Annotated in this window: 6 protein-coding genes; all 6 read left to right on the plus strand. The window is 29.0% G+C overall.

The window, feature by feature from the left end; translation table 11 throughout:
* Positions 1 to 44 precede the first annotated feature (44 nt).
* From PW5551_RS07270 to PW5551_RS07295, 6 genes are read left to right on the plus strand one after another with little or no spacing between them, the layout of a single operon-like run.
* Positions 45 to 1,220: an ABC transporter permease gene (locus PW5551_RS07270; RefSeq protein ID WP_113075125.1), complete on the plus strand. Its 1,176-nt coding sequence runs from the start codon at positions 45 to 47 to the stop codon at positions 1,218 to 1,220.
* A 20-nt stretch (positions 1,221 to 1,240) separates the two neighbouring features.
* The gene (locus PW5551_RS07275; RefSeq protein ID WP_158526164.1) at positions 1,241 to 2,047 is read left to right on the plus strand and encodes an S-adenosyl-l-methionine hydroxide adenosyltransferase family protein; all 807 of its coding nucleotides are present in this window, start codon (positions 1,241 to 1,243) and stop codon (positions 2,045 to 2,047) included.
* Positions 2,040 to 2,675, plus strand: coding sequence for a YigZ family protein (locus PW5551_RS07280; RefSeq protein WP_113075127.1), 636 nt, complete (start codon positions 2,040 to 2,042; stop codon positions 2,673 to 2,675). Before PW5551_RS07275 ends, PW5551_RS07280 begins: the two co-directional genes overlap by 8 nt.
* A 31-nt stretch (positions 2,676 to 2,706) precedes the next feature.
* Entirely contained in the window at positions 2,707 to 4,116 is a 1,410-nt protein-coding gene (gene dnaX / locus PW5551_RS07285; protein ID WP_113075128.1) for a DNA polymerase III subunit gamma/tau, read from the plus strand.
* 9 nt (positions 4,117 to 4,125) lie between these two features.
* On the plus strand, positions 4,126 to 4,962 hold the full coding sequence (locus PW5551_RS07290; protein WP_113075129.1) for a purine phosphorylase: 837 nt from the start codon (positions 4,126 to 4,128) through the stop codon (positions 4,960 to 4,962).
* Entirely contained in the window at positions 4,931 to 5,947 is a 1,017-nt protein-coding gene (locus tag PW5551_RS07295; RefSeq protein WP_113075130.1) for a spore photoproduct lyase family protein, read from the plus strand. Before PW5551_RS07290 ends, PW5551_RS07295 begins: the two co-directional genes overlap by 32 nt.
* Positions 5,948 to 6,000 lie beyond the last annotated feature (53 nt).

Consider the following 6,000-nt stretch of genomic DNA (forward strand, 5'->3'; position numbering starts at 1 on the left):
TCAATTTTTTCATTTGAAAAAAATTTTGAATTTGGGAGGATACCATGAAAATCTTAAAAATGGCTTGGTATGAAATCAAAAAAGTTGTTAGAAATCGTGGTGTTTTAATAATAAGTATAATAATCCCCGTTGTTTTAGCGTATTTTGGATCGTCTTTCTATCCTATTGATATGACGCAGAATTTCCAACTGGCTTTGTATAATGAGGATAAAAGTTTGCTGGGTAATTTTGCTTTTATTTTAATAAAACAATTTTTAAATTTCGATAATACCCTTGAGATAAAAAACGATGATCAGTTAACCCAATTAATAAAAGAAGGTGAATACGATTCTATAGTTATTATCCCAAAGGGGTTCACTTCTAACTTAATGGATAAAAAACAAACAACGTTATACGTGGTTCCAAACCCCCATAAAATTCAAAACAGTATGATGATATACACAGGTTTCAAAGCTGTTTTTGATGAACTTGCCGGGATCCCAGAAATTAAGGTGGGTTCTACAACAGAATTTTTACTTGGTGGCGGTATAGGTATAGATGAAACACGACCCAAACCAGAAATAAAAATGCTTATTCCAAGCCAAGAAGATGGTTCCTTGATTGTATCTGAAACTTCAAATCTCTCGATAAATGATATGTTTGCTCCAATCGTTGCTGTTGTAGCTATTTTATTACTATCTATGATTGGAATCGCGAATTCCACTGGTCAATCAAGGGAAGTTGGATTATTGGATTTATATATATCTAATGGTCTAAAAAGTCATGAATTTCTTATTTCAAAATTAATCGCTTACACTATTATAGGTTTTGTCGCAGGTCTATTTTCATGGTATATGTTTAGATTCTTTGGAGTACAGTCCCAAGCAAACCCTTTCAATTTAATTTTATTGGTATTAATATCTGTTATATCTTTCACTTCTTTTGGTCTATTTTTATCATCTTTTTTGAAAACCGCTCGAGGGTCATCGTTTCTTGTAACAGCTGTGATTGGTGGAATGCTTGTCTTCGGAGGCGTTTTAATTCCAATACCCGCTGGTAGTTTCCTTGAAAAAGTAGCAAGCATCTTTCCCATTAAATATTCTTTGGATAGCTGGAGAAAGCTAACCGTGTTGGGGTATGGATTAGGTGACATTAGTTATGAGATAATAATTTTGTTGACTTTTTCGGTAGTGTTTTTTATTGGTTCATGGTTGTTTCTTGAATTGACTCAAGAAACCTAACTTTTGGAGGAATACGATTAGTGAATACTATTGCATTTTTAACTGATTGGGGAATATCTTCTTATTACGTTTCAGTATGTAAATCTGTAATCAAAAAGATAAATGGTAACTGTGATATTATTGATATTACGCATAATGCAGGGCATTTTAACATAAAAAAATATGCCGCTATTATTATGAGAGCCTGTAAAGATTTTGAAGATGGGACAGTATTTTTATGTGTTGTTGATCCTACAGTTGGAAGCTCAAGAAAAGCAATCGCTTTTGAAACTTTGAAGAAAAAATTATATTTCGTAGGACCTGATAATGGTTTATTTAGCTATGTCATCGATGAATATGATGTAAATGAAGCCTATGAACTAACCAATAAAAATTTCTATTATAAATCAGAGTATTCATCAACTTTTCACGGTAGAGACATATTTTCTCCAGCTGCTGCTTATATTTCAAAGGGCATATTACTGAACCATTTTGGCCCAAAGGTAGAAAACTTAATAACCTTCAATATAAAGAAACCTAAAATTAAAAATAATCAAATAATATGCGATTTTTTGTATAAAGACGATTTTGGTAATATAGAAACGAATTTAGACTATAACTTTTTAAATAATAAATATTCAGGAAAGAAATTTATGGTAGAAATTAACGGAATAAAAAAGGAAATCGTTTTTGTAAAAAATTATTCAGAAGTAAAGAAAAACGAATTATTAATTCACCTAGATAGCTCTGGATACTATGAGATTTCTAAAAATATGGGAAATGCTTCCGAGGAGTTTAACATAGATAACCAATTTGAAGGAGAGGTCAAGATTTTTTCTAATGACTAGATACAAATCTATAAAAGAACCAAAAGAGGTAAAATTGAATATTGAACGATCTGAATTTATTGGAAATGTTCAAAAAGTTGATACTTCAGAGTCTGCTCAAGAATTCATTAAAGAAATCTCACAAAAATATATAAACGCTACTCACAACTGTTGGGCCTATAAGGTTTATGAAAACGAAAGAGAAATTTTTAATTATTCAGATAACGGGGAACCATCTGGAACAGCGGGTAAACCAATATTTGGCGTAATTGAAAAATATGGATTAAACAACATCGCAATAGTCGTAACAAGATACTTTGGAGGAGTAAAGTTAGGAATTCGCGGATTAATAGATGCATACTCATCAACTGCAGAAGAAGCAGTAAAGAAATCAAAAGTTGTTAATTATCACAAAACTTCAATCTATGAAGCAGAATGCGATTACAGTCAATTTTCTGAAATTGAACGATTAACTCGAAAAATCTATGATTTTAAGATAATAGATCAAAATTTTGGAGCCAGTGTTCATTTCACGTTTGAAATTCCTGAAGAAAATAGAGCAAGAATATTAAAGATTTTCGAAAACAAAGTAAATAAGATAAAATTTTTGATGAGAGGCGAATCTTTCATAGATAATAACCTTGATTAATTGAGTTTAGATGATTTAGGAGGAAACTTTTATGTACAATAATTTATATAGGAAATACAGGCCCATGAATTTTGATGAGCTTATAGGGCAAGAACATGTAATAAAATACTTCAAAAACACTATAAAAAAAGATGAAATCTCTCATGCATATATTTTTTCAGGTCCTAGAGGCACTGGAAAAACTACCACTGCAAGGATACTTTCCAAAATAGTAAATTGTAAAAATCCAAAAGAATACAATCCCTGCCATGAATGCGAGAATTGTATCTCAATAAATAAAAACGGTTTTATAGATGTAATTGAGATGGACGCTGCATCCAACAGAGGAATAGATGAAATAAGAAATATTAGAGAATCTGCAAATTATAAGCCTGTTCATGGGAAATATAAAGTATACATAATAGATGAATTCCATATGTTGACAAGAGAAGCTTTCAATGCTTTACTAAAAACTCTTGAAGAACCACCAAGGCATGTTATTTTTATTTTAGCAACAACTAATTTAGAAAAAGTCCCAGAAACTATCATTTCCCGTGCTCAAATTATAAATTTCAAGAATCTAGCAAATGACGATATAGTTGATGGGCTAAAAAAGATTGCAGAATTAGAAAACATAGAGTATGAATTAGAAGCCCTACAAATCATAGCAAAAAAGGCAAAAGGTGGTATGAGAGACGCCATTTCTATGTTTGAGCAAGTAGAGAAATTCGGAGCCAGCAAAATCACCTTACAAGAAACTCTTGACATATTAGGATTATTTGATGAAAGTTTTGTATCTAACTTCATAGATATTGTTTATTCATCAAAAATCGACGAATTTTTAAAGAAATCTGAAGAGCTTTTTAGTTCGGGTAAAGATCCAGAAATATTAGTAGAACAATCTCTTGAATTTCTTTTCAATAAATTATCGAAAGATTATAACGACAATTCCATATTTTTGATGAAAACTCTGAACGAATTACTTAAAGATTTAAAATATAGTGAAAATAAAAGATTGATATTTGATGTTGAAATTCTTGATTTTATGAGTAAGAAAATGAAAAATGAACAAATATTTTACAGTGGAACCCCAACAACGACTTTAGAAAGACAAAACAGCCAAAGGCAAAAAGAAGATATAAAAAAATTCGAAGATCCTCTTCTAAAAAAGATTCTTAATTATTTCAGTGATCCCCATGAGAAAAAATCAAATTTAGCAATATATTTTGCTTTGTTATCTTCAACACCTAAAATAGACAAAGACAAAATAGATTTTACTTTTTCTTCTGACCAAAAATTAGAATTTGATATTTTAAAAAAATATACAGACGAACTCAAAGTTAACATTTATTTATTAATAGATGGATCTTACGACATATCTATTAATTTTGCTGATAGCCAAAATGAAAATTTAGATACCTCTCAACAAAGTAAACTTTTTGAAGAAAAAAGGTTGTTTTAGGTAAAAAAAATGTTATATCTAATTTTCGCTATGAGAGTCGAAGCCAAAAAAATTATAAAACATTTTAATTTAAAAAAAGTTAGTGATAAACCTTTTGAAGTTTATGAAGGGAAAAATATTAATCTCATAATATCCGGTGTTGGAAAAATTAATAGTAGTGCAGCCACTGCTTACTTATTAAAAGATATAAAAGTAGATCATAATGACCTTGATTATATAATAAATATAGGTATCTGCGGCACATTAAATGAAAATTTTAACGTTGGGGATTTGGTTTTAATAAACAAAATAAGAGATTATAAAAGAAAGAAAAATTATTATCCCGATATTATTTTTAAACATTTTTTAAAAGAAGGTTCAATACAATCTATAGATTATATCAATACAGAGTACGAAACAGAAGAAGATCTGGTTGACATGGAATCTTCTTCGATTTTTTATACGGCTTCTAAATTCTTAAATACCCATCAAATACATTGTTTAAAGGTTGTATCTGATGTAGCTAAAGATAAAAATAATACAGAAAAAATCTCTAAAAATTTTGTAGAAGAGTTAATTGAGAAGAATTTAATTAAAATCGTGGAATTCATTTATTCTATAGCTCATTTTCAAGAAAAGTTTCAGCTAGTACTTTCTAAGAAAGAAATAGAAATCATAAATAAAATTTCTAAAAAACTAAAACTCACATTCTCCCAAAAAAAACAATTTGAAAATGCTTATTATTACTATAAAACAAAAAACCATCAAGAACCAAACTTTATTCAAGAATTCTTATATATTGTTCCTAATAACAAAAGTGAAAGGGATGTTATTTTTGAAAGCCTTAAAAAACAATTATTTTCTTGAACCTTTTTCACATATATATGTAGAAAAAAAAGCATACGATTATCCTTTATCCAAAATAATCCTTGAAAAATTCAAAAATAGTAAAGTTATTTTTATAGATAATTACAATGAAATCTTTTCCAGAAACAATCAAAATCCCTACATTCAAAAACTCTCTCCTTCTCTTATAATTGCGGTAAAAACAAGAGAATTAATATACAAAGGTTCAAGGTTGTGTCATGATTTTAAAGAGGAAAATTTCTATTACACGAATTTTATATTGAACTGTCTATTCGATTGTGATTACTGTTATTTAAAAGGTATGAACCTCTCTTCATACCCACTTTTTTTTGTTAATCTAAACGATTATTTTTTGGAAATTAACAAGTTAATCAAAGATAAGAAAAGAATATATCTCAGCATCTCTTACGATTCTGACATTTTACTTTTCGAAAGGTTATATCCTTTTTTAGAAGAGTGGTTAAATTTCGCTAAGAAAAATTCACAAGTAAATATAGAAATACGTACCAAAAGTACTAATTATAAAAAATTCTTAGATTTTGATCCTTCGGAAAATGTAATAATAAGTTGGAGTTTAACTCCAGAAGAAGTTATATCAAGATTCGAAAGAAAAACACCTTCGCTTAGAAAAAGATTAGAAGCAGCTTCAAAATTGTTAGAAAAAGGATGGAAAATAAATCTAGCTTTGGATCCTTTAATATATTTAGATAACACATGGGAAGAAACATATAAAAATTTTATAAACACGATATTGAAAGAAATAGAAATCGAAAAGATAAACTCTTTTACTTTGGGCGTTTTTAGGATACCTTCTATATACTTGAAAAGAATGAAGAAGTTTTCAACATCCCCATTAGCCTTTTATCCTTATCAAACTAAGCGAGGTATTGCAACTTATCCTGAAGATTTAAAAATAAAAATGATCAACTATGTAAAAAACATGCTTGAAGAACATGTTGATTCCTCAAAAATTTACATTATATGAAGGGGTGGATGCAGCGTTTTATGCTGCAGACGGGGTAGTCATTTTTATTCCCC

It is taken from the genome of Petrotoga sp. 9PW.55.5.1 (genome assembly GCF_003265365.1).
Lineage (GTDB): Bacteria > Thermotogota > Thermotogae > Petrotogales > Petrotogaceae > Petrotoga.

Bases quoted from the DNA above. Each gene is read 5' to 3' on its own strand.
- PW5551_RS07270 (WP_113075125.1), top strand. From the start codon at position 45: ATGAAAATCTTAAAAATGGCTTGGTATGAAATCAAAAAAGTTGTTAGA.
- PW5551_RS07280 (WP_113075127.1), top strand. From the start codon at position 2,040: ATGACTAGATACAAATCTATAAAAGAACCAAAAGAGGTAAAATTGAAT.
- dnaX (WP_113075128.1), top strand. From the start codon at position 2,707: ATGTACAATAATTTATATAGGAAATACAGGCCCATGAATTTTGATGAG.
- PW5551_RS07290 (WP_113075129.1), top strand. From the start codon at position 4,126: ATGTTATATCTAATTTTCGCTATGAGAGTCGAAGCCAAAAAAATTATA.